The following is a 21,144-nucleotide window of genomic DNA, read 5'->3' as shown; positions in this document are numbered from 1 at the left end:
CGATGATCCGCAAGCACGTGGTGGTCTCCGGCGACGTGCAGGGGGTGTACTTCCGCGACACCTGCCGCCGCACGGCCCTCCGGTTCGGGGTGGCGGGCTGGGTGCGGAACCGGCCTGACGGGGCCGTGGAGGCGGTCTTCGAAGGGGATCCGGACGCGGTGGAGCGGATGGTCGCCTGGGCGGACGAGGGCCCGCCGACGGCGATCGTGGACAAGGTTTCGGTCGGCGACGAGGAGCCCGAGGGGCTCGCGGGCTTCGAGATCCGGCCGACCCCCTACTGACGCCCCCGTCCGCCCGGGCCTTTCCGGGCGCCCGTCGCGTCCGGATGCAGCTCAGCGATCCGGTGGCATCCTGAATACGTGTACGAACCGGCACTAAGCCTTCGTTTCCCCGCCGAGCTGCGGCTCTTCCTCCCGTCCCGTCACAGGCCGGACGGTGTGGTCCGGGTGGAGCCCGACGGGACCTCGACCCTGGGCCATCTCGTCGAGTCCGCGGGCGTGCCCCTCCCCGAGGTCGGCGCGCTGCTGGCCGACGGGCGGCCCGTCCCTGCCTCCTACCGTCCGAGCGCGGGCGAGACCGTCGAGGTGCGCGCTGTGGAGCGCCCGGAGCGGCCGGGCTCCGGACCGCTGCGGTTCGTGCTGGACGTCCACCTGGGCGCGCTGGCGCGGCAGCTCCGGCTGGTCGGCGTGGACGCCGCGTACCGCAACGACATGGACGACGACGCGCTCGTCGAGCAGGCCGGCCGCGAGCACCGGGTGCTGCTGACCCAGGACCGCGGGTTGCTGCGCCGCCGCGCCGTGTGGCGGGGCGCGTATGTGCGCGGATCGCGCCCCGACCGTCAACTCGCCGACGTACTGGAGCGCTTCGAGCCGCGGCTCGAACCGTGGACCCGGTGCATGGCGTGCAACGGGCTCACGGAACAGGTCGGCAAGGCCGAGGTCGAGCATCTGCTCCGGCCAGGGACACGCCGTACGTACGACATCTACCGGCGGTGCCGGGACTGCGGCCGCGTCTACTGGCGCGGCGCGCACAGCGGCCGGCTGGAGCGGATCGTGTCGGCGGCCCGCCGCTTCGCGGTCGCGGGGGTGGCTGCCGCGCTGATGGCCGGCGGGCTCGCGGCGTGCACGGACGGAGGGGGCGACGGAGGCCCCAGCCCCACGCCGACCAAGGAGTCCCCGAAGCAGGAGCTGTCCCCGTTCACGGGCCTGCCCGCGAAACCGGCTCGCGTACTGGCCGTCAAGATCGACAATGTCGGTCCGTCCCGCCCGCACACCGGGCTGGGCGCGGCGGACATCGTCTACGTCGAGCAGGTCGAGGCCGGGCAGAGCCGGATTCTGGCGGTGCTGTCGTCCAAGCTGCCCCCGACGCTGGGGCCGGTGCGCAGCGCCCGTGAGTCGGACCTCGAACTGCTCCGGCAGTACGGGAAGCCCGCACTGGCGTACTCGGGTGCCCAGTCGAAGCTCAATCCCCTGATCATGCGGGCCCCGCTCTATCCGCTGCCGCCGTGGAAGGCTCCCGACGCGTACTACCGCGAGGGCAGCAGGCAGGCGCCGCACAACCTGTTCGTCCGCCCCTCCCGTCTACTGGCCGCGGCGCCCGACGCATCGAAGTCCAAGGACATCGGCTTCCGCTTCGGATCCGCGCCGGACGGCGGGAAGGCGGTGAACGAGCAGACGGTCCGCTTCCCCGCCGCCCGGTTCGCCTTCACCTGGTCCTCGCAGGCCAAGCGGTGGCAGGTGTCGATGGACGGGACGCCGATGAGGACCACGGACGGCGGGCGGCTGACGGCGGCGACCGTGGTCGTGCAGCGCGTCACGGTGCGGGACTCGCAGTTCAGCGACTTCCTGGGCGCCGTCTCGCCGTACAGCGAGACGGTGGGGTCGGGCACCGCCGAGGTGCTGCGCGGCGGCAAGAGCTACGACGCCCGGTGGAGCCGGAAGACCGCCGACGACGGCACGACGTTCACCACCTCGTCCGGGAAGCCGATGAACTTCGCCCCCGGGCCGGTCTGGGTGGTCCTGGCCGCCAAGTGACCGCGGTGGCACGACCGTTGATGCCGAGCCGCGGACCCTGACCGCGGCGGTGATCCGCCGGGACGTCGTTCGCCCCCGGGGGATCACCGCGCGGATGTGCGCTGCGCCTGCTTCACATGCCGACGCGGCGGGTACCCAAGTCATATGACGGTCAAGGGTGTTGACGTCGCCTCCTACCAGCCGACGGACTACAGCACAAAGGGCCTCGACTTCGTGTTCATCAAGATCACAGAAGGCAGGACCTACACCAATCCGAAGTGGGTCGCCCAGCGCCGGACCGCGCGGGAGGCCGACCTGGTGACCGGCTTCTACCACTTCGTGCGGCCGGGCAGCATGACGGCACAGGCCGACTACTTCATGTCGAGGATCAATCTGGTGCGCGGCGACATGCTCGTACTCGACTGGGAGGACACCGGCGTCACGAACGCCCAGAAGGACTCCTGGATCAAGTACGTGCAGAGGAAGCGCCCGCACACCCGGGTGCTGCTCTACTGCAGCCGCGACTTCTGGCTGAACCGGGACACGACCTCGTTCGCCGGCGACGGTCTGTGGATCGCGAATCACAACGGGAAGCCCGGCGAGCCGGGCATCAAGCACCCCTGGCGTTTCCACCAGTACAAGACCACGCCGTTGGACACGGACATCGGCCGGTTCGACGACAAGGCCGCGCTGCGCGAGTGGGCCCGCTCCAAGACGCCCTGACCGGAGCGGGCCACCCGAGTCCCGCGGCACGGTCGGGACGCCCGGACCGCGGGGAACGGGGGAACGACGGTGCGCCGGATCAGCCGACGCGCTCGATCCGGGCGTTGCGGATGAGGTTCTTGCCGGGCTCACGGACCTGTTCGAAGGCGGCGTTGTTCAGCAGGGCACAGCTCCCGGAGGTCGAGGCGACCTCCACGGTGACCGACTTGTCGTTGTCCAGGTTGGTGACCTTGAGCCGTGTCCCCAACGGGAACTCACCACTGGACGCCGCGGGCGCCCCGCCCTCGCCGGACAGCGTCACGGTCGAGCCCTGGCAGACCACCTCGCCGGCCGCCCGACCACCCTCTGCCCGACCGCCGTCGGCCTGCTCACCGCCGGCCAGGTCACCTCCTTGGTCCTTGCCGTTCCCCGGCCCCCTCGCCGCCGGCCCGGTCACCCCCGGGAGCGTCGGCTCCGTCCTGTTCCGGCGGCGCCTGGCCCTCGGACGGAGCGGCGGCTTCCCCGCCCTCGGTGCAGCCAGCCGCCTTTCGCTGGGCCTCGATCTGCTGGATCACCTGCTGCCGGTTCGCGATACGAGCGGCGGAATTGGCGTCCGGATTCGCCTGCTGCCCGGCGATGAATTCCTGGTTATTGCCGAGCGCGGTCGCGAGGCCCTGGCAGGTGACGGATTCCTGGCTCGTACCCGCCTGACTCGTCCCTGTCATGGCGAAAGCCGCGCCCCCGACCAGCGCCGCGGCGCCGACCAGCACGGCGATCTTCTTCTGAGGACTGACCGTTTTCTTCCGTGACACGTGCAACTCCGTTCTCGATCACTGACCCGCAGCCGGAATTGGGGCCACGTTGCCCTGAAGAACGTGACTCGCGCGTAACTTGCTCAGAGTCGATAAATAGACGAATCAATCCGAAAGGAATCAGGTACGTTCGACTGCGCTGAACGCTCATCCAAGGGACCATGGATGCAGTGCCGCGCTGCATGGGTAACCGAGAGAGGTGCCCCGGATGAGACAGACCGATCCTCGGAGGGCTGACCTCCGCCGGATCGCGCCGATTGGTGCCCCGGAGGCGTCGACTCCCGGGGGGCTGCTCGACGTCCTGGGCATTGCCGCGGTCGTCCTGGACTCCTCGGGCCGGATCGCACTGTGGAGCCCTGCCGCTGAGCAGCTGTTCGGCTACACCGCGGACGAAGCCCTGGGCCGCTCCGCGGCCAAGCTCCTGGTGGACCCGCAGCACGTACCCCTGGTCGTCGAGCTGTTCCAGCAGGTGCTGGGCGGCGCGAGCTGGTCGGGCGGTTTCCCGGTCCGGGTCAAGGACGGCAGCCTCCGCATGTTCGAATTCCGGAACATGCGGATGCAGGACCAGCAGCGGAACGTCTACGCGTTGGGCATCGCCACCGACCGGGAGGCTTTGCAGACCGTCGAGACCGATGTCGCCCTGTCCATGCGACTGATCTCCCAGTCCCCGATCGGCCTCGCCGTGCTCGACACCGACCTGCGGTACGTCCTGGTCAACCCCGCCCTGGAGCGCATCAACGCACTCCCTGCAGCACAGCACCTCGGCAAGCGCGTTGCCGAGGCGATGCCGTACCTCGACGTCGACGCCATCGAGTCCGCCTCCCGCCAGGTCCTGGCCACCGGCACGCCCCTGCTCGACCAGTACGCGGTCGGCCGGGCCCCCGGGGACCCGTCGCAGGAGCACGCCTGGTCGGTGTCCTACTTCCGGCTCGAGGACACCGGCGGCAAGGTCCTTGGTATCACGATCTCCGTGATCGATGTCACCGAGCGCCACCTGGCGACCACGGAGATGACCCGGGCCCGCCAGCGGCTCGCCATGATCGCCGACGCGGGCGTACGCATCGGCACCACGCTCGACCTCCCGCACACCGCCCGCGAACTCGCCGACATCGTCGTGCCGGACCTCGCCGACCTGGCCGCGGTGGATGTGCTCGACGCCATCATCGACGAGCGGCAGAGCGGGGTCCCGGCCTCCAACGGCAGCGGACCCGCGGTCTTCCGTGCGCTCGCGGTGAAGGCCGCCTACCGGACCGAGGCCTCGCGCGCGCCCGACCCCGCGGGCAACGTCGCGCGCTACGACCCCGACCGCCTCATCACCCAGGTCGTCAACTCCGGTCAGCCGATACTCGTTCCGCACCTGGACGACGAGTCGCTGCGCCGCGTCGCCCGGGACGACTACTCCGCCGCGCTGCTGGCCCGCGCCGGGGCGCACTCGTACCTCGGGGTGCCGCTCACAGCCCGCGGCGCCGTCATCGGCACGCTGAGCCTGATACGCGCGAGGACCCGGGCCCCGTTCGACGAGGACGACCAGCTCCTCGCCTCCGAGCTGGCCGCGCGCGCGGCCATCAGCATCGACAACGCGCGGCTGTATCGCAGCGAGCGCCGCACCGTGCTGGCGCTCCAGCGCAGCCTGCTGCCCCGGCGCCCACCGCGCCAGTCGGGCCTGGAGATCGCCTACCGCTACCAGCCCGCCGGATCCACGCACGAGGTCGGCGGCGACTGGTTCGACGTACTACCGCTCTCGGGCGACAAGACGGCGCTGGTGGTCGGCGACGTGATGGGCAGCGGCATCACGGCCGCGGCGACCATGGGGCAGCTCCGCACGGCGACCCGCACCCTGACCGCGCTCGACCTCGAACCGGCGGCGGTGCTCAGCCATCTCGACGAGGTGGCCACCGGCCTCGAGCAGACCTTCGCGACCTGCGTATACGTGAGCTGCGATCCGCCCTCGGCCCGCTGCCGGATATCCAACGCCGGCCACCTGCCGCCGATCCTGGTCGACCCGGACGGCACGGCACACCTGCTGGACATCCCGACCGGGGTGCCGCTCGGTGTCGGGGACGTCGCCTTCTCCACGGCCGATCTCGACCTGGCCCCGGGCAGCCGGCTGGTGCTCTACACCGACGGCCTGGTCGAGACGCGGGACGAGCCGATCGACGACCGCCTCAGGGCCCTGCTGCGGATGCTCAGCGGCCCGCGGCGGTCGCTGGAGCGCACCTGCGATCTGCTGCTCCACTCCCTGCGCGACCCCGACGGGCACGACGACGTCGCTCTGCTCGTCGCCGAGGTCAAGCCCGACTGAGCCCTCCGTACGGATCCGGTGCCGGGCCGGGCGCCCCCGGCCCGTGCCGCCGTGCCGGAACAGCACGGCGAAAACGATGCATCCTACATTCAAGAGATTGACGTGCGCAAGTCATTGACGCACGAGGAGTCTTCACTTAAACCATCTCCTGAGAGCGCTCTCACACCCTCTCTCCCCTCCCCTCTCAGGAGGCACTCCCCCATGAGCACGAGCAGCCTCACCGCGGCGGATTCGATTCCGCCCCGTAACAAACGCAGAGCGGTCCTCGCCGCTCTGTCCGCCGCAGCCCTCGCACTGGCCGGGCTCACCACTGCCGTCACCGCACCTGCGGCGCGCGGCGACGTACCGCCCACACCGGGCTGGAACCTTCAGTGGAGCGATGACTTCACCGGTCCCGCCCGATCCCTCCCCTCGTCGGCCAACTGGCAGATCGACACCGGCCATTCGTACCCCGGAGGCCCCGCGAACTGGGGCACCGGTGAAGTCCAGAACTACACGGACTCCCCCGACAATGTGAGCCTGGACGGCTCGGGCAACCTGCGCATCACACCGCTCCGCGACGGTGCGGGCAACTGGACCTCCTCCCGCATCGAGACGCGCCGGGCCGACTTCAAGGCTCCGGCGGACGGCACGCTGCGCATCGAGGGCCGTATCCAGATGCCGAACGTCACCGGCAACGCCGCGCTCGGCTACTGGCCCGCATTCTGGGCGCTGGGCTCGCCCTACCGGGGCAACCACTGGAACTGGCCGGGCATCGGCGAGTTCGACGTCATGGAGAACGTCAACGGGATCAACTCCGTCTGGGGCGTGCTGCATTGCGGCGTCAACCCGGGCGGCCCGTGCAAGGAGCCCGAGGGCCTCGGCGACAAAGAGGTGTGTCCCGGGGCGAGTTGCCAGTCCGCCTTCCACCGGTACCGCTTCGAGTGGGACCGGAGCACATCCCCGAACGAGCTGCGCTGGTACGTCGACGACCAGCTCTTCCACTCTGTGAACGCGGACCAGGTCGGCGCCTCGACCTGGGCGCAGATGACCGACCACGCGGGCTACTTCCTGCTCCTCAACGTGGCCGTCGGGGGCGCGTTCCCCGACGCCCTCGCGGGCAGGACCCCGACGGCGGACACGGTCCCCGGACACCCCATGCTCGTCGACTACGTCGCAGTCTGGACCCGTGACGGCGGAGGCGGCACCCCGACGGATCCGCCCACCGACCCGCCCGGCGGCGGTTCCTCCACCCTCAGTCTCCGGGCCGGCGGCGAGCTCGGTGCCGCCGCCGGCTCGGCTTCCACCGCCACCCTCGCCTCCGCGGGCGGCGCCAACTACGACGGCACCCCGCACAACCCGCAGACCTTCACCGCCTCCGGCATCACGAAGAAGTACGACGGCGGGTCCACGGCGTTCGACCTGTTCGTCGATGCCGGGACAACGGTCGCCAACGGCCAGCAGTTGCGGGTGAGTTACGACCGTACGGGCGACGGAAGCTGGGACAGGACCGAGACCTACCAGTACTTCGCCACCGACCCCGTCCCCGGCTACGAGCACTACACCCAGGACAGAGGCCTGAAGGCGTCCACCGGATCGCACGGCGACCTGGTGAACGGCAAGGTCCGCGTCGAGGTGTGGAGCGCCATCGGCAACGGCGCCAGCACGCTCGGCACCGGCAACCAGTCCACCGTCCGCATCCCGTACACGTGACAGGGGAGGCACCACCATGCGACGGATCCTGGCGGCCGCGGCCGCCGCACTCTTCTTCCTGACGACGGCCTGCACGAGCAGCGGCAGCCCTTCCGGCGGGCATGAGCACACCGGGGGCAAGGGCCAACACGCGGCACACGCCTACCGGTTCACCCGCGCACAGACGGCCGCGATCACGGCGCAGGCCGCCGCGCCCGTCCGGGGCAGCGAGTTCCGCGCCGAGTGTTTTTCCAGCCACCGCAAGGGCGACGATCCGATCGTCTTCCCCGGGGAGGCCGGCCGGTCCCACATCCACGAGTTCTACGGCAACAGGACCGCGAACGCCTCTTCCACCCTGGAGTCGCTGAGCGCGGGCACCACCAACTGTTCACCCCAGGTCGACCTCTCCTCGTACTGGACACCGACCGTCTACAAGGACGGCGTTCCGGTCGCCCCCGAGAAGGTGACCGTCTATTACCAGGGCATCACCGACCACACGCGCGCGGTCGCGCATCCCCGCGGACTGCGCTACGTCGTCGGCAACGCCCTGGCGACCAGCCCCGACCAGAACCCGGCGGCCCGCTGGTCCTGTGTCGGCCAGCCCGAGTCGAGCCGGGACTTCATGAACTGTCCGGCCGGGACGAAGCTGGAGAACTACCTGGACTTCCCGACCTGCTGGGACGGGAAGCGGCTGGACAGCACCAACCACCGCGACCACATGGCGTACGCGATCGGCCAGACGTGCCCGTCGACGCACCCCGTGGTCGTACCACGACTCGAACTGCTCATCACCTATCCGGTCAACGGCGGTGGACTCAGCCTGGCGGGCACCCGCAATGGCACCAACGTCACCGATGCTCCGGGCTACACGTTCCACGGCGACTTCTTCAACGCCTGGGACGAGAACGAGCTGCAGCGGCGCGTCACCACGTGCATCAACGGCGGCTACATCTGCGGAACGGACGGCAATCCGATCGAGCAGTGAGCCCGCACCGGGCCTGGTGGCCCCCCGCGCCCCGCCTCCGGAAGGCTGGGCGCGGGGGCACCGGTCATGTCGCCGAGCCGTACCAGAGGGTCGTCGCGTTGCAGAACTCGCGGATGCCGTGGCCGGCCAGCTCGCGGCCGTAGCCGGACCGCTTCATGCCGCCGAAGGGATAGCCGGGGTGCGAGGCGGTCATGCCGTTGAAGTAGACGCCTCCGGCCTCAACATCCCTTGCGCAGCGCTCCTGTTCGGCCGCGTCCTGCGTCCAGACATTGGAACTCAGGCCGAAGGAGGTGTCGTTGGCGACCTCGAGCGCCTCGTCCAGGTCCGCGACCCGGTAGAGCGTGGCGACGGGACCGAACGCCTCCTCGTGGTGGATGCGCATGCCGGGCGTGATGTCGGCCAGGACCGTGGGCTCGTAGAACCATCCGGAGGGCTGCTCCTCGGGACGGTCGCCACCGCACAGGACCGTCGCACCGCGCCCCCGCGCGTCGTCCACCAGCTCCTCCAGCGAACGCCTGCCCTGCTCGGTGGAGAGCGGACCCACGTCCGTGACCTCCTCCATCGGGTCGCCGACGGTCAACGAGGACATGGCCTGGACGAAGCGCGAGGCGAAGGTCTCGTAGACGGCGTCGTGCACGATGAAGCGCTTGGCCGCGATGCAGGACTGCCCGTTGTTCTGCACCCGGGCCGTGACCCCCACCGGCACGGCGCGGTCGAGATCGGCCGAGGGCAGTACCACGAACGGGTCGCTGCCGCCGAGCTCCAGCACGGTCTTCTTGATGACGTCACCGGCGATCGAGGCGACGGCCCGGCCCGCGGGCTCGCTGCCGGTGAGCGTGGCGGCGACGACGCGCGGATCCCGCACGATGTCGGCGACCGCGTCGGAGCCGATGAGGAGCGTCTGGAAGCAGCCTTCCGGATAGCCGGCCCGGTGGAAGAGGTCCTCGAGGTAGAGCGCGGTCTGCGGCACGTTGGAGGCGTGCTTGAGGAGTCCTGTGTTCCCGGCCATCAGGGCGGGAGCGGCGAACCGTACGACCTGCCAGAGCGGGAAGTTCCAGGGCATCACGGCGAGGACGGGGCCGAGGGGCCGGTAGCGGACCACGACTCGGGACGCACCGGAATCCTTCCCATCGGCGTCCCTGGGGTGCTCGTCGGCGAGCTCCTCCTCGGCGTGCTCGGCGTACCAGCGCATCGCCTTGACGCATTTGGCGGCCTCGGCGCGCGCCGCCTTCAACGGCTTGCCCATCTCCACCGTCATCGTGCGGGCGATGTCGTCCTGGTCCGCCTCCAGAAGGTCGGCCGCGCGCCGCATCAGCTCGGCCCGCCGGGCGAACGACGTCAGGCGGTGGTCCCTGAAGGCGCGGTGCGCGCGTTCCAGCCGGACCTCGATCTCCTCGCTGCCGAGGGCGTCGAAGGTCTTGAGCGTTTCCCCCGTGGTGGGGTTGACAGTCGCGATCGGCACGGGAATCCCTCCTCGGGCGGCGGTCTGGGGAAGCCACGTACGGCAGCCGTGCGCGACATCGGTGCATCAACTCGCGGGTGACCCGCTCCTCCGTTTCTACTCCCGACGCGAGGCTTCCGCTTCCGCAGCCGGCCGGGGCGAGGCAGCCGTATTCCCGTCCTTCGGCAGGCGGGGGCAGCGGCCCCTTCCCGTGACAGGGGTGGCAGAAGTGACGCCGGACAGCCGGGGCCGTCCGGGGGAGACGCGCGACCGGACCACCTGGTCGTGCGGCCCGCATCGATCGCGGACCGCACGGCCGGACAGCGCCGCCCGAGCGCCCCGCCAGTGGCGCGGCGCGGTCAGAAGCTCCAGCGCAGCACCGCGCCCAGCCCTCCGGCCGGGCCCCGCATGCCCTGGGGCACCAGCAGGACGTCGGCGTCCGCCCCCGTCGCCGAGCGCATCAGCGCATCGTCCGCCCGCGCCCGCTCGGGCCGGGCGACGCCCATCGCATGGGCCTCGGAGCGCTGTACGGCGATCTGGTCCGGACCGGGTCCGATCCATACGTCGCGTGCCGCGTCGGAGGCGGCCTCGGCCATCAACATCGTCTCCACCTGGTGGCTGCGAGCGGCGTCCACGACGGCGGGTACGCCTTCGGCCGCCCCGCCGGGTCCGGTGTCGACCGCCCCCGACGGCCCGGAACGGTGGTCGCCCGGTCGGCCCCGTCCGACGCGGAAGCGTTCCAGGGCGGTCTCCAGGCGGCCGCGCGCCTGCTCCTCACGCACCTCGTCGATCCGCCGGTCGAGGTGTTCGTTGTGGGCGGAGGACCTGCTGCCGCGTTCGACTTCGACGGTCACCGCCTGGATCTGCTCGGGGAGTTGGAAGTGCACGGCCCTGCGCTCGCGTGCGTCGCCGACGAGCACCAGCGCCTCGGCTCCGGCCTCCGGCCAGCGGCGGGTCAGCTCTGCGGCGATCAGTTCGGCGTTCTCCTGCCAGACGTTCTCGGTCTTGTTCCGGTAGTGCCACTCGTACCGGTCCTCGGGGACGCTGCGGTGCGCCCGCCACTCGCGGCCCTTGGCACGGCCCGCCGTCTCCCGGCGGAGGGAGTCGCGGAGCTCCAGGTCGGCCCCGTTGCGGTCGATGTAGGCGATCACGCAAGGCGGCAGGTCGTCCACGAGACCGAGGAGCGGCGAGGTGTGCGGCAGCGTCGACCAGGCGGCCTCGCCCATGAGCGGCGCCCTGGTGAGCGGGATGTCGAGGACGACCTCGGCACCGGCGGCGAAGAGTGCGCGCCCCGGCGGCGTACCGGAAACCGGCTCCTCGGCGAGCGTCCTCATCAGGGCCCGGGTGGTGTACGCGTCGGCGCCCTCGTCGATCAGCCGGTTCGCGACGGCGCGTTCGCGCAGGCGCTGCTGTGCGGGCGCGTCCTCCGTACTGCGCGTGGTGTCGATGTACACCGAGGCCCATGGGCCCGGACGGTCGAAGAGCGGCTTGAGAAAACCGAGTTCCATGATCTCCCCCAGGCTCGGGGACAGTGAGTATTTCCAGATTAGGACGAACCGCCAGATGTGCCGTTCTTGCGGAGGAACCTACGGAGCCGGTCCAGCGGCCAGGTGTTGATCACGTCCTCGGCCGTGAGCCAGCCGCGCTGTGCCGTGCCCACCCCGTAGCGAAGGTAGGAGAGGTGGAGCGGGGCATGGGCGTCGGTGTTCACCGCGAACTTCACGCCGTGCCGCTTGGCGCGCAGGATGTGCTCGTCGGACAGGTCGAGGCGGTCGGGGTGGGAGTTGATCTCCAGGGCCGTCCCGGTGCGCGCGGCCGCCGCGAACACGGCGTCGAGGTCGATATCCAGCCCGGGCCGCTTGCCGATGATCCGGGTGGTCGGGTGGCCGATGATGTTGATCTCCGGGTTCTCGCACGCGGTGACGAAGCGCCGGGTGAGGGCGGCCCGGCCCTGGTTGAAGTGCGAGTGCACGGACGCCACGCAGATGTCGAACCCCTGCAGGAACTCCTGCGGCCAGTCGACGTTCCCGTCCGGGTCGATGTTGAGCTCGGTGCCGTGCAGCAGACGCATCTTCCGGTGTTTTCCGTCGAGTTCGCGGACCCGGTCGCGCTGGGCCAGGATCTTCTCGTCGGTCATCTGCTGCATGTACAGGTTGGGTGCGTGGTCGGTGATCGCGAAGTAGCGCAGGCCACGCCGGGCCGCCGCCTCGACCATCTCCGCCAGCGTCGCGAGACCGTCGGTGAGGCTGGTGTGCGAGTGCAGGTCCCCGCGGATGTCGGTCTCGGCCAGCAGCGCGGGCAGCTCGCCCTTGAGCCCGGCGGCCACCTCGCCGCGGTCCTCGCGGAGGGTCGGCGGGATCCATGGCAGGCCGAGACGGGCGTAGACCTCCTCCTCGGTCTCGGAGACGATCTTCTTGCCGCTCTTGGCGTGGAACAGGCCGTACTCGGAGAGCTTGAGCTTGTGGTGGACGGCCATCTCGCGGGTGCGGATGTTGTGCGCCTTCGATCCGGTGAAGTACTGCAGGCCCGCCCCCCAGGAGTCGGGAGGTACGACGCGCAGGTCGACCTGGAGCCCCTTGGTGGTGCGGATGGAGGTCTTCTTCACGCCGTGCGCGATGACCTCGGCCGTCTCGGCGAGGTCGGTGAAGGCGTCCATGAACGGCTCAGAGCGGTCGGCCGCCACCAGGACGTCCACATCGCCGACGGTCTCCCGCATACGGCGGAGCGAGCCCGCGTACGTACAGCTCTCGCAGCCGCTGATCGCCGACATCCGGGCAACGATCTCCTCGGCGACGTCCATGGCGACATTGATCGGCACCCGACCGCCGGCGGCCTGCATGAGCCCGATTCCGTGGAGGATGTTCTCCTCGGTTCGTGGTCCGAAGCCCTTGAGGTCGCGCAGCCGCTCCTCGTGGATGGCGTCCAGCAGCTCCGGTACGGAGGAGATGTGCAGGTCCTCGTAGAGGGTCATCGCCTTCTTGGGGCCGAGCGTGGGGATGCTCATCAGCTCGCGCACCCCGGCGGGGATCCTGGCCCGCACCTCCTCGACGGACGGCATCGTGCCGGTGCGCAGGTACTCCAGGACCTTGTCGGCGATGGACTTGCCGACGTTGGGGATCTCGCGGAGGCCCTCGGCGTCGAGCTTGGAGACATCGGCGTGATAGCCGCCGATGGCACGTGCGGCTTTCTCGTAGGCGCGGGCCTTGAACGCGTCTCCGCCGGTGATCAGGACGAGGTCCGCGTACTCCTGCAGCAGGGCCTCTACATCCTCGTTGGGCCGGACCACACGGTCATTTTAGTTCGGGCCCGCCTCGCGGGCCTCCGCGGCGGCGGGCCCGCGAGGGTCGTGCACCGTGCCTCACATGGCCAGATGCGCACGGAGATGCGTGACCTCCTCGATCTCCACACCGGCCTTGGCGAGAAGCTGACGCGCCAGGTCGTTCAGCGCCCGGGCGGCCGCGATCTCCTCGCCCACCCGTGGCTGCTCCGGATCGTCGGGGTGCTTGTTCGCGCGCCCGTGCGCCCGGAGTTCCGTACCGTCCTGGAGCCTGAGAAGCGCGGCGGCCTCGGTCTTGTTGTCGACCTCACGGAACTCCATGTCGACATGCCATCCGACGGTGGTGTCCATGGCTTTCACCTCCAGCGTCACTTTCCAGCATGCGCCTTGGCGTGGGGCAGGAACCAGTCCCGGGCGAGTTCGCAGACGGTCTCCAGCGCTCCCGGTTCCTCGAAGAGATGCGTGGCCCCGGGTATGACCTCGAGCCGGTTCTCGCACGTCAGTCGGGCGCGGGCCTCGCGGTTGAGGTCGACGACGGTCTCGTCCCGGCCGCCGACGATCAGCAGGGTCGGGGCCCGCACCCCGCCGAGTCGCCGGCCGGCCAGGTCGGGCCTGCCGCCCCGGGAGACGACCGCGAAGACGGGCTCACCCGGAGTGGTGCCGCCTCCGGCCGTGCCGTCCGGGCGCGAGTCCGCAGCGGCGTCCGCAGCCGCCCTCTCCGCCTCCGCAGCGGCACTCTCCGCCTCCGCGGCGGCGTCCGCAGCGGCCCAGAGCGCGGCGGCCGCGCCCGTGCTCGCCCCGAAGTAGCCCACGGGAAGGCCGTACTCGCGGCGCACCATGCGGGTCGCCTCGGTGAGCCGGCGCGCCAGGGTCTCGATGTCGAAGACGTTCGCCCGGTCCCGCTCCTCCCCCGGCGTGAGCAGGTCGAAGAGCAGGGTGCCGAGGCCCGCCTCGGCGAGGGCGGCGGCGACGGCCCGGTTGCGCGGACTGTGGCGGCTGCTGCCGCTGCCGTGCGCGAAGACGACGATTCCGCCGGCGCCCGCCGGCAGGACGAGGTCGCCGGGCAGGACCACCCGGTCCGACGGCACGGGGATCTCGACGGCCCCGATCACATCGGAGGGGGCCTTCGCCGTCGCGGCCGCGCCGTGCCGCTCCCGGTCCGCGGCCTGCCGGTCGAGCAGATCGACGACCTCGTCGTCCGAGGTCTGGGAGAAGTCCTGGTACCACTCCCCCACGGCGAAGAAGGCCGCGGGCGTGGAGAGGCACACCAGTTCGTCCACGGTGTCCCGCAGGTGGTCCACCGCGTCGGGCGGCGCCACCGGGACGGCCAGGACGACCCGTTCCGCCCCATGGGCCCGCGCCACGCCGCAGGCCACGGACGCCGTCGCCCCCGTCGCGATGCCGTCGTCCACCACGACCGCCGTGCGGCCGTCCAGCGGGAGACGATCGCGGCCGCCGCGGAACCGCTCGGCCTGCCGCCGGAGTTCCGCTTCCTCGGTGCGTTCGACGGCGGCGAGCGCGGCGTCGTCGGCCCGGCTCATCGCGGCGATGTGCTCGTGCACGATCCGCACGCCGTCCTCGCCGATCGCCCCGAACCCCAGTTCCCGGTGGGAGGGGACGCCGAGCTTGCGGACAAGGATGACGTCCAGCGGGGCTCCCAGGGCGCGGGCCACCTCGTACGCCACGGGCACTCCGCCACGGGGCAGCCCGAGCACGACGGGGTTCTCATCTCTCAGGTGATCCAGCTCGGCGGCCAGCAGACGGCCCGCTTCGGCACGGTCGGTGAACATGGTGCACCCCCAGCCCGGGGAGACGGAGAAACCCGCAGGCCTGGTCACGTCCCTGATACTCCGACTCCATCCCAAAACGACCGAACATGCAAACGGCCGGTCCGGGCCCCTCCCCGGCCTACGCCCCGAGCGCCGCCCGCACCCGCGCGGCGACCTCCGCCGCCTGCTCGTCGTCCGCGTACCGCGTGCGGGGCCAGAAGAAGCCGCGCAGCCCGTCCTTCCGGTTGCGCGGCACCACGTGCACATGGAAGTGCGGTACGGACTGGCTGACCCGGTTGTTGGCGGCGACGAACGACCCGGCCGCCTCCATCGACCGTTCCACCGCGCCGGCGACCCGCCGGACTCGGCCGAAGAACGGCCCCACGTCCGGCTCCGGCAGATCGGTGAGCGTCTCCACGTGCCGCCGCGGAACCACCAGGACGTGCCCCGGGAACAGCGGCCTGGTGTCGAGGAAAGCCACCGCGGTCCCGTCGTCGAGGACCCGATGTGCCGCCACCTCGCCGGCGACGATCCCGCAGAAGCGGCAGTCCGCCGCGCTCGTACCCACTCCCGTACTCCCCTCCGCCCGTGTTCCCCTCCAGTCAACTCTCCGCGGGCGCGCTTCGCCGCCCTGTACGACAGACCCCGTACGCACGCGACGCACGCGCCACGCACGCACCCCGTACGCACGCGCCGGCCCCGAACCACCTCCGCTCGCAGGAAGGACGGCCCCGGAGCACCCTGGAGGCATGGAGAACGCCGCAGACAACCCCGATCCGGACTACCCGGTCGTCGTCGCCCCGTTCGAGACCGACGCCCGGTACCGCCTCGTCCATCTGCAGGGCCTCGGCTGGGAGCCCCTGGAGCGCGAGGAGTTCGATGTGCGGGTGCGGGAGGTGTTCCCGGATCTGGATCTGGACGACCCGGAACAGGTCTACTGGACGGACCGGCCCGGCGAGTGGCCCGCGTGGCACCCGGGCGAGGCATGAGCAGCCCTCCGTCACCCGCCGACCGCGAGCGTGCCCGGGAACGGGCCCGCCAGGAGGCCGGGGAGCTGTCGGCCGAGGGCATCCGCCGGATCGCGCTGACCTGGGTGGACAACGCTGGCATCACCCGGACGAAGGCACTGCCCACCGGCCGGCTCGCGCGGGCCGCCCGCTGGGGCGTGGGCATGTCCCCGGTCTTCGACGTCTACCTCGTCGACGACTCCAGCACCACCAGCCCCCTCATCGGCGGCCCGGACGGTGATCTGCGGCTCTTCCCCGACCTCGACCGGCTGACCTCGCTGTCCGGGCAGCCGGGCTGGGCCTGGGCCCCTGTCGACCGGTACGACCAGCAGGGCCTTCCGCACGCCGGGTGCCAGCGGCTCTTCGCCCGCCGCATGGCCCGCCTCGCGGCGGACCGCGGGCTCGAACTGCGCATGGGCTTCGAGACGGAGTGGGTGGTCACACGCGGCGACACTGCGGGGGCAGGACTGCACTACCCCACCAAGGGCCCGGCGTACGGCATGACCCGGCTCGTGGAGCTCTCCGAGTACCTGGGCGACCTCCTCGACGCCCTGATCTCGCAGCGAGTCGAGGTGCTGCAGATCCATCCCGAGTACGCGCCGGGGCAGTTCGAGGTGTCGGTGTCGCCCGCGGACCCGGTGAGGGCGGCCGACCTAGCCGTCCTCGTACGGGAGACGGTCCGAGCGGTGTCAGTACGGCACGGGCTCGCGACCTCGTTCGCACCCACGGTCGAGCCCGGCTCCGTCGGCAACGGCGGCCATCTGCATCTGAGCGTGTGGCGGGACGGGGTCAACCTGTGCCGGGACGGCGACGGGCCCTGCGGCATGACCTCGGTCGCCGAGGGGTTCCTGGCCGGGGTGCTCCGCGCCCTGCCGGCGCTGCTCGCCATCGGGGCGCCGTCGCCCGCGAGCTATCTGCGGCTCGAACCGTCCCGCTGGGCCGGGGTTTTCCAGTGCTGGGGCGTGGAGAACCGCGAGGCCGCCATCCGTTTCGTGCCCGGGGCACCGGACGACCCCGCGGGTGCGAACGCCGAGATCAAGTGTTTTGACTCGGCCGGCAATCCGTACCTGGTCACCGGCGCCGTCATCGCCGCGGGGCTGGACGGGGTGGACGCGGGGCTCGCGCTGCCGCCGCCCGTGTCGGGCGACCCGGTGCATTCGGAGCGGGTGCCGCGGCTGCCGATGTCGCTGCCGGAGGCGCTGCGGCACTTCGAGAGCTCGGCCGTGCTGCGGGAGGCGCTGGGCGAGGCGCTGTTCGGGGCGGTCGACGCGGTGCGGCGCGCGGAGGTGGATCTGTTCGCGGGAGCGGGTCCCGAGCACATCGCGGCGGCCACCCGCTGGCGGTACTGAGGGGGCGGTGCTGGTGGGGACGGCGGAACCGGAGCCCGGGGAGGGGGTGCTGGACGCCGCGACAGACGCGGGCCCACGGCTTCCGGCCCTGGTCGACCACCACTGCCACGGCATCGTCCGGTCCGCTCTCGGCAGGGGGGCGTTCGCGTCGTATCTCACCGAGTCCGACGCCCCGGCCGCGCCCGGCACCTCGTACGCCGACACTCAGCTCGGGTTCGCGGTCCGGCGCTGGTGCCCGCCGCTCCTGGGCCTCGAACCGCACTGCCCGACCTCGGTCTACGTCACCCGGCGCCGCGAGCTGGGACCGGAGGAGGTCGCCCGGCGGCTCCTGCGGGCGACCGGAATCGCCACCTATCTGGTGGACACTGGGCCGTACGGAGACCTCACGCACGCGCACGAACTGGCCGAGCTGGCCGGTGCGTCGGCGCGCCGGATCGTACGCCTGGAGCTGCTGGCCGAGGAGACCGCGGACGGCGCCAGGACCACGGAGCCGTTCCTCGACGACCTTGCGGAGGCGATCCGGACGGCGGCGCGGACGGCGGCCGGCTTCAAGTCCGTGGTCGCCTACCGGTACGGGCTCGACTTCGCGCCCGGCCCGCCCGACCCCGCCGAGGTGCGCGAGGCAGCCCGGCGCTGGCTCGAGCGGCGGGCCACGGCCGGTCGGATGACCGACCCCGTGCTGCTGCGCCATCTGCTGTGGTCCGCGGCGCGGACCGGGCTCCCGTTGCAGCTCCACACCGGGTTCGGCGACCCTGACCTGACCCTGCACCGGGCGGACCCGCTGCTGCTGACCGGCTTCGTCCGCGCGGTCCGCCCCACCGGCTGCCCGCTCGTCCTGCTGCACGGTTATCCGTACCACCGGGGTGCGGCCTACCTCGCGAACGTGTATCCCCATGTGTACGCCGATGTGGGTCTCGCGCTGAACCACACCGGGGCACGGGCCGGTGCCGTGCTCGCCGAGGTGCTCGAGCTGGTCCCCTTCGGCAAACTGTTGTTCTCCACCGACGCCTACGGCCTGCCCGAGCTGTACGTGGTCGGGGCGCGGCTCTTCCGTGAGGCCCTGGCCGGGCTACTGGACCGCTGGACCGCCTCGGGGGCCTGGTCCTCCGAGGACGCGGGGCGGGTCGCGGCCATGATCGGCGCAGAGAATGCCCGGCGCGTGTACGGACTCGAAATGTGACGGACTGCATTACCCCACATATGCGTTGAGCAAACCTCGCACGCGCCGCGTGTGTGAGGGTGAAGAATCAGCGCGCGGGGGTTCCCTCGACGCGTGAGCAGGAGACCGGAAGAACCGGAAGAAGGTGTTGCGGGATGCGTCCCGATTGCTCGTACGGCACCAGCGGTGGTGAGTTGGCGGTTCCGATGGCGTGGATGTACGCGGAGTACATCGCCGACGAGCTGCTGCGGACCGGGGACCTCATGCCTCCGACGACCTTCGAGTTCCGGGCCGGGCGGGACGCCCTGGCTCTGACGATCTTCCTCTCCGACACCGAGGGGGAGCTGTCCGGCATCCGCGTCATCTCGCAGATGGAGCACTGGCGTTCGCTCACCGCCCACGACCAGCCGTGGGAGGAGTGGGTCCGCGAGCGCCTGGGACATCTCGAACGGGAGGACGCGGGCCAGGACGGCCCCAGCCCCGATCTCGAGCTTGCCAAGGCTGCCTGGCAGTGGCTGGACGAGACCGAGCTGCTCGCCGCCGACCTCGACGCGCCCGGCCCGTGGAGCGACGCCGGTCTCGACACCTGCGAGGAGGACGCACCGAAGGTCTGGACCCCCGCGTGGCAGCTCGGCCTGCCGCTCGGACACCTGGCCATCCACCTCTTCTGAGGTTTCTGACACATCTGTCAACTCGCTCGCCGCTCCATTGAGCCGATCGCTCCTCTGCTGCGTACCTGATAGCGGACAAGGAGCGATGAATGAGAACGCAGCAGCATCTCGCCACGGGCGCCTATGCGCTGGGCATCATGGACCCGGCCGACGCCTGGCATTTCGAGGCGCACCTGGACGAGTGCGCGACATGTGTCGCGCAGCTCCGCGAGTTCGCCGGCATCGAGAAGCTGCTGGCGGATCTCGCGACGGCATGGCCCCCCGGGGAGACCTGGCCGCCGCAGCCCAGCGAGGGGCTGCTGGACCGTGTCACCGGAGAGGTGGCCATGGCCCGGCGGGCCGCCCGGAAACGGCGGCTGTACTTGGTCGCGGCGGCCGCCGCGCTGGTCATCGGCAGCTCCGTGGTCGGCGGGCTCGCCGCGTCAGGACCGGGCCCGGACGCACCTGCCGACCCCGGTGAGCAGGTGCTTGCCGCGAACGAGACGATCCGGCACACGGACGCGTCCAGCGGTGTCTCCGCGATGATCTCCATGACGGAGCGGGCCTGGGGGACGGATATCGGGCTCGAAGTCCGGAACGTTCGGGGCCCCTTGAAGTGCCGGCTCGTCGCCGTCGGCAAGCACGGCGAGGAGGAGACCGTCTCCACCTGGTCCGTACCCGAGAGGGGGTACGGCGTTCCGGGTACGGTCACCGAGAACAAGGCCCTGCATTCCGAGGGCGGAACCGCCATGGAGCGGAAGGATATCGACCGGTTCGAGGTGTGGACGCTCGACGGGCAGCGCCTGGTCGCGGTCGACGCGTAGGAACCGCTCCCCATCGGCCCCTTCCGGTCCCTTCCGACTCATTCCGGTCCCTTCCGGTCCTTCCGAGGGCGATGCCCGTACGCGTGGAGCGCATGTCCGCCGGCGCGCGAAGACGGCCATACGGCGTCCCGCCGGGGCGCGGGTCCCTGGAAGCGCGGCTCCAGAACGCCGAGGGGGCCCCGGATCTCAGCTCCCGAACGCCGACAGCAAGCGCTCGGCCGCGAGGGTGGCCGTCAGCGTCCCCTCCCGCACCTGCTGCTCGAGTTCCGGAGCCAGGCGGCGCACCTCGGGGTCGTCCCGCAGACGGGCGAGAACCTGGTCGCGGACCATCGACCACGTCCAGTCGACCTGCTGCTCCCGTCGCTTCTCCGCCAGCCGCCCGGTCGCGTCGAGCACCTTCCGGTGCTGCTCCAGACGGTCCCAGAGCGTGTCGAGGCCAGTGCCCTCGCGGGCACTGCAGGTGAGCACCGGCGGATTCCATTCGGCGTCCGGGGGCTGCAACAGCCGCAGCGCGCCCGCCAGTTCGCGGGCCGCGGCCCTGGCGTCCCGCTCGTGGGGCCCGTCGGCCTTGTTGATGGCCACGACGTCCGCAAGCTCCAGCACGCCCTTCTTGATGCCCTGGAGCTGGTCACCGGTGCGGGCCAGGGAGAGCAGCAGGAAGGTGTCGACCATGTTCGCCACGGCCGTCTCGGACTGCCCGACGCCGACGGTCTCGACGAGCACCACGTCGTAACCGGCCGCCTCCATGACGACCATCGACTCCCGGGTCGCCCGCGCGACTCCGCCCAGTGTGCCCGCGCTCGGCGAGGGCCGGACGAAGGCCGCAGGGTCGGTGGCCAGCCGCTCCATCCGCGTCTTGTCGCCGAGGATGGAGCCGCCGGTACGGGTGGAGGACGGGTCGACGGCGAGGACCGCGACTCGGTGACCCTGCCCGGTCAGCAGCGAGCCGAGTGCGTCGATGAAGGTCGACTTGCCGACACCGGGAACCCCGCTGATCCCGACCCGGCGGGCCGCGCCCGTGTGCGGGAGCAGCTCGACCAGCAGCCGCTGCGCGGCCTCCCGGTGATCGGCGCGGGTGGACTCCACGAGGGTGATGGCCCGGGCGGCATGCGCCCGGGACCCCTCCAGCACGCCCTTGGCGTAGGCGTCGATGTCGATCGTGCGGGCCCTGCGGACTGTCATGG

At 71.3% G+C, this 21,144-nt stretch carries 17 protein-coding genes and 3 pseudogenes; 12 read left to right on the top strand and 8 right to left on the bottom strand.

The features are described from left to right. Positions 1-2 precede the first annotated feature (2 nt). The 4 genes and pseudogenes from AB0M26_RS15300 (at position 3) to AB0M26_RS15285 (ending at position 2,735) form a co-directional block, all read left to right on the top strand. Entirely contained in the window at positions 3-281 is a 279-nt protein-coding gene (locus tag AB0M26_RS15300; RefSeq protein WP_365260326.1) for an acylphosphatase, read from the top strand. Between the two features lie 78 nt (positions 282-359). Further along, positions 360-1,040, top strand: a pseudogene (locus AB0M26_RS15295) (Mut7-C RNAse domain-containing protein); the annotation flags it as partial. Positions 1,041-1,190: 150 nt separating this feature from the next. Further along, positions 1,191-2,033, top strand: a pseudogene (locus tag AB0M26_RS15290) (DUF3048 domain-containing protein); the annotation flags it as partial. A gap of 144 nt (positions 2,034-2,177) precedes the next feature. Further along, a complete protein-coding gene (locus AB0M26_RS15285; protein ID WP_365260323.1) occupies positions 2,178-2,735 on the top strand; it encodes a glycoside hydrolase family 25 protein in 558 nt (185 codons plus the stop codon). 79 nt (positions 2,736-2,814) lie between these two features. On the opposite strand, the pseudogene AB0M26_RS15280 reads toward AB0M26_RS15285, so the two are convergent. Then, a pseudogene (locus AB0M26_RS15280) lies at positions 2,815-3,526 on the bottom strand (hypothetical protein). 208 nt (positions 3,527-3,734) lie between these two features. Here AB0M26_RS15280 and AB0M26_RS15275 point away from each other — a divergent pair. From AB0M26_RS15275 to AB0M26_RS15265, 3 genes are all read left to right on the top strand, one after another. Next, on the top strand, positions 3,735-5,828 hold the full coding sequence (locus AB0M26_RS15275; RefSeq protein ID WP_365260320.1) for a SpoIIE family protein phosphatase: 2,094 nt from the start codon (positions 3,735-3,737) through the stop codon (positions 5,826-5,828). A gap of 201 nt (positions 5,829-6,029) precedes the next feature. Next, on the top strand, positions 6,030-7,520 hold the full coding sequence (locus tag AB0M26_RS15270; protein WP_365260317.1) for a glycoside hydrolase family 16 protein: 1,491 nt from the start codon (positions 6,030-6,032) through the stop codon (positions 7,518-7,520). Positions 7,521-7,536: 16 nt separating this feature from the next. Beyond that, on the top strand, positions 7,537-8,484 hold the full coding sequence (locus tag AB0M26_RS15265; RefSeq protein WP_365260314.1) for a DUF1996 domain-containing protein: 948 nt from the start codon (positions 7,537-7,539) through the stop codon (positions 8,482-8,484). 64 nt (positions 8,485-8,548) lie between these two features. Here the strand turns inward: AB0M26_RS15265 and AB0M26_RS15260 are convergent, their stop codons facing one another. The 6 genes from AB0M26_RS15260 to AB0M26_RS15235 all read right to left on the bottom strand — a co-directional run bounded on the left by AB0M26_RS15260 (position 8,549) and on the right by AB0M26_RS15235 (position 15,539). Next, entirely contained in the window at positions 8,549-9,946 is a 1,398-nt protein-coding gene (locus tag AB0M26_RS15260; protein ID WP_365260311.1) for an NADP-dependent succinic semialdehyde dehydrogenase, read from the bottom strand. Between the two features lie 338 nt (positions 9,947-10,284). Next, a complete protein-coding gene (locus AB0M26_RS15255) occupies positions 10,285-11,433 on the bottom strand; it encodes a hypothetical protein (protein ID WP_365260308.1) in 1,149 nt (382 codons plus the stop codon). 38 nt (positions 11,434-11,471) lie between these two features. Next, on the bottom strand, positions 11,472-13,211 hold the full coding sequence (gene polX, locus AB0M26_RS15250; RefSeq protein ID WP_365260306.1) for a DNA polymerase/3'-5' exonuclease PolX: 1,740 nt from the start codon (positions 13,209-13,211) through the stop codon (positions 11,472-11,474). Between the two features lie 72 nt (positions 13,212-13,283). Next, positions 13,284-13,553 (bottom strand): DUF1876 domain-containing protein, encoded by a 270-nt coding sequence (locus AB0M26_RS15245; RefSeq protein WP_365260303.1) that lies wholly within the window; start codon positions 13,551-13,553, stop codon positions 13,284-13,286. Positions 13,554-13,570: 17 nt separating this feature from the next. Beyond that, the gene (locus AB0M26_RS15240; protein ID WP_365260488.1) at positions 13,571-14,992 is read right to left on the bottom strand and encodes a phosphoribosyltransferase family protein; all 1,422 of its coding nucleotides are present in this window, start codon (positions 14,990-14,992) and stop codon (positions 13,571-13,573) included. Positions 14,993-15,110: 118 nt separating this feature from the next. Beyond that, the gene (locus AB0M26_RS15235; RefSeq protein ID WP_365260300.1) at positions 15,111-15,539 is read right to left on the bottom strand and encodes an HIT domain-containing protein; all 429 of its coding nucleotides are present in this window, start codon (positions 15,537-15,539) and stop codon (positions 15,111-15,113) included. 181 nt (positions 15,540-15,720) lie between these two features. Between AB0M26_RS15235 and AB0M26_RS15230 the strand changes: the two genes are divergently transcribed. The 5 genes from AB0M26_RS15230 (at position 15,721) to AB0M26_RS15210 (ending at position 19,960) form a co-directional block, all read left to right on the top strand. Then, positions 15,721-15,960 (top strand): hypothetical protein, encoded by a 240-nt coding sequence (locus tag AB0M26_RS15230; RefSeq protein ID WP_365260297.1) that lies wholly within the window; start codon positions 15,721-15,723, stop codon positions 15,958-15,960. After that, positions 15,957-17,327 carry a glutamine synthetase family protein gene (locus tag AB0M26_RS15225; RefSeq protein WP_365260295.1) on the top strand — a complete coding sequence of 457 codons (1,371 nt, stop codon included), beginning with the start codon at positions 15,957-15,959 and terminating at the stop codon, positions 17,325-17,327. The genes AB0M26_RS15230 and AB0M26_RS15225 overlap by 4 nt, the downstream gene beginning before the upstream one ends. 49 nt (positions 17,328-17,376) lie before the next feature. After that, positions 17,377-18,507: an amidohydrolase family protein gene (locus AB0M26_RS15220; protein ID WP_365260485.1), complete on the top strand. Its 1,131-nt coding sequence runs from the start codon at positions 17,377-17,379 to the stop codon at positions 18,505-18,507. A gap of 134 nt (positions 18,508-18,641) precedes the next feature. Further along, positions 18,642-19,157: a hypothetical protein gene (locus AB0M26_RS15215; protein WP_365260292.1), complete on the top strand. Its 516-nt coding sequence runs from the start codon at positions 18,642-18,644 to the stop codon at positions 19,155-19,157. 89 nt (positions 19,158-19,246) lie between these two features. Continuing rightward, positions 19,247-19,960, top strand: coding sequence for an anti-sigma factor (locus AB0M26_RS15210; RefSeq protein WP_365260289.1), 714 nt, complete (start codon positions 19,247-19,249; stop codon positions 19,958-19,960). Positions 19,961-20,146: 186 nt separating this feature from the next. On the opposite strand, the gene meaB is transcribed toward AB0M26_RS15210, so the two are convergent. Continuing rightward, complete coding sequence (meaB, locus tag AB0M26_RS15205) at positions 20,147-21,142, bottom strand: methylmalonyl Co-A mutase-associated GTPase MeaB (protein WP_365260287.1); 996 nt, start codon at positions 21,140-21,142, stop codon at positions 20,147-20,149. Between the last annotated feature and the right edge of the window lie 2 nt (positions 21,143-21,144).

The sequence above is a fragment of the Streptomyces sp. NPDC051776 genome (assembly GCF_040681345.1).
Lineage (GTDB): Bacteria > Actinomycetota > Actinomycetes > Streptomycetales > Streptomycetaceae > Streptomyces.
Note: the sequence above shows the minus strand (reverse complement) of the source record. Positions and strands in the feature narration are given on the sequence as shown.

Bases quoted from the DNA above. Each gene is read 5' to 3' on its own strand.
- meaB (WP_365260287.1), bottom strand. From the start codon at position 21,142: ATGACAGTCCGCAGGGCCCGCACGATCGACATCGACGCCTACGCCAAG.
- AB0M26_RS15300 (WP_365260326.1), top strand. From the start codon at position 3: ATGATCCGCAAGCACGTGGTGGTCTCCGGCGACGTGCAGGGGGTGTAC.
- AB0M26_RS15285 (WP_365260323.1), top strand. From the start codon at position 2,178: ATGACGGTCAAGGGTGTTGACGTCGCCTCCTACCAGCCGACGGACTAC.
- AB0M26_RS15225 (WP_365260295.1), top strand. From the start codon at position 15,957: ATGAGCAGCCCTCCGTCACCCGCCGACCGCGAGCGTGCCCGGGAACGG.
- AB0M26_RS15240 (WP_365260488.1), bottom strand. From the start codon at position 14,992: ATGTTCACCGACCGTGCCGAAGCGGGCCGTCTGCTGGCCGCCGAGCTG.
- AB0M26_RS15215 (WP_365260292.1), top strand. From the start codon at position 18,642: ATGCGTCCCGATTGCTCGTACGGCACCAGCGGTGGTGAGTTGGCGGTT.
- AB0M26_RS15275 (WP_365260320.1), top strand. From the start codon at position 3,735: ATGAGACAGACCGATCCTCGGAGGGCTGACCTCCGCCGGATCGCGCCG.
- AB0M26_RS15255 (WP_365260308.1), bottom strand. From the start codon at position 11,433: ATGGAACTCGGTTTTCTCAAGCCGCTCTTCGACCGTCCGGGCCCATGG.
- AB0M26_RS15270 (WP_365260317.1), top strand. From the start codon at position 6,030: ATGAGCACGAGCAGCCTCACCGCGGCGGATTCGATTCCGCCCCGTAAC.
- AB0M26_RS15210 (WP_365260289.1), top strand. From the start codon at position 19,247: ATGAGAACGCAGCAGCATCTCGCCACGGGCGCCTATGCGCTGGGCATC.
- AB0M26_RS15245 (WP_365260303.1), bottom strand. From the start codon at position 13,553: ATGGACACCACCGTCGGATGGCATGTCGACATGGAGTTCCGTGAGGTC.
- AB0M26_RS15265 (WP_365260314.1), top strand. From the start codon at position 7,537: ATGCGACGGATCCTGGCGGCCGCGGCCGCCGCACTCTTCTTCCTGACG.
- AB0M26_RS15230 (WP_365260297.1), top strand. From the start codon at position 15,721: ATGGAGAACGCCGCAGACAACCCCGATCCGGACTACCCGGTCGTCGTC.